Genomic DNA, 1,597 nt, shown 5'->3' on the forward strand with positions numbered 1-1,597 from the left:
TTTTTTTTTACAAGTTTCTATTGATTGAGTTTAATAGGGCTTGGATATAAACAACACATTATACAATGGAGAGTTTGATCCTGGCTCAGGATGAACGCTAGCGGCAGGCCTAATACATGCAAGTCGGACGGGATTTGGGAGCTTGCTTCTGATGAGAGTGGCGCACGGGTGCGTAACACGTATGTAACCTACCTTAATCTGGGGGATAGCCTCTCGAAAGAGAGATTAACACCGCATAACATTACGTCATAGCATTTTGGTGTAATCAAATATTTATAGGATTAAGATGGGCATGCGGAACATTAGCTAGTTGGTAAGGTAATGGCTTACCAAGGCTACGATGTTTAGGGGATCTGAGAGGATGGCCCCCCACACTGGTACTGAGACACGGACCAGACTCCTACGGGAGGCAGCAGTAAGGAATATTGGTCAATGGGCGCAAGCCTGAACCAGCCATGCCGCGTGCAGGAAGACGGCCCTATGGGTTGTAAACTGCTTTTGTACCGGAATAAACCCCTTTACGTGTAGAGGGTTGAATGTACGGTAAGAATAAGGATCGGCTAACTCCGTGCCAGCAGCCGCGGTAATACGGAGGATCCGAGCGTTATCCGGATTTATTGGGTTTAAAGGGTGCGTAGGCGGCCTATTAAGTCAGGGGTGAAAGACGGTAGCTTAACTATCGCAGTGCCTTTGATACTGATGGGCTTGAATGTACTTGAGGTAGGCGGAATGTGACAAGTAGCGGTGAAATGCATAGATATGTCACAGAACACCAATTGCGAAGGCAGCTTACTAAAGTATGATTGACGCTGAGGCACGAAAGCGTGGGGATCAAACAGGATTAGATACCCTGGTAGTCCACGCCCTAAACGATGAATACTCGATGTTGGCGATATACGGCCAGCGTCTAAGCGAAAGCGTTAAGTATTCCACCTGGGGAGTACGCCCGCAAGGGTGAAACTCAAAGGAATTGACGGGGGCCCGCACAAGCGGAGGAGCATGTGGTTTAATTCGATGATACGCGAGGAACCTTACCCGGGCTTGAAAGTTAGTGAATGATCCAGAGACGGATCAGCTCTTCGGAGCACGAAACTAGGTGCTGCATGGCTGTCGTCAGCTCGTGCCGTGAGGTGTTGGGTTAAGTCCCGCAACGAGCGCAACCCCTATGTTTAGTTGCCAGCACGTTAAGGTGGGGACTCTAAACAGACTGCCTATGCAAATAGAGAGGAAGGAGGGGACGACGTCAAGTCATCATGGCCCTTACGTCCGGGGCTACACACGTGCTACAATGGATGGTACAGCGGGCAGCTACCTGGCAACAGGATGCCAATCTCGTAAAGCCATTCACAGTTCGGATCGGGGTCTGCAACTCGACCCCGTGAAGTTGGATTCGCTAGTAATCGCGTATCAGCAATGACGCGGTGAATACGTTCCCGGGCCTTGTACACACCGCCCGTCAAGCCATGGAAGCTGGAAGTGCCTGAAGTGCGTAACCGTAAGGAGCGTCCTAGGGTAAAGTCGGTAACTGGGGCTAAGTCGTAACAAGGTAGCCGTACCGGAAGGTGTGGCTGGAATACCTCCTTTCTGGAGCATTATC

At 50.4% G+C, this 1,597-nt stretch carries 1 rRNA gene; it reads left to right on the top strand.

The features are described 5' to 3' along the window. Positions 1-62 precede the first annotated feature (62 nt). Positions 63-1,584: ribosomal RNA gene (locus IDJ77_RS27495) — 16S ribosomal RNA — on the top strand. Positions 1,585-1,597 lie beyond the last annotated feature (13 nt).

It is taken from the genome of Mucilaginibacter pankratovii, from assembly GCF_014773265.1.
Taxonomy (GTDB): Bacteria; Bacteroidota; Bacteroidia; order Sphingobacteriales; family Sphingobacteriaceae; genus Mucilaginibacter; species Mucilaginibacter pankratovii.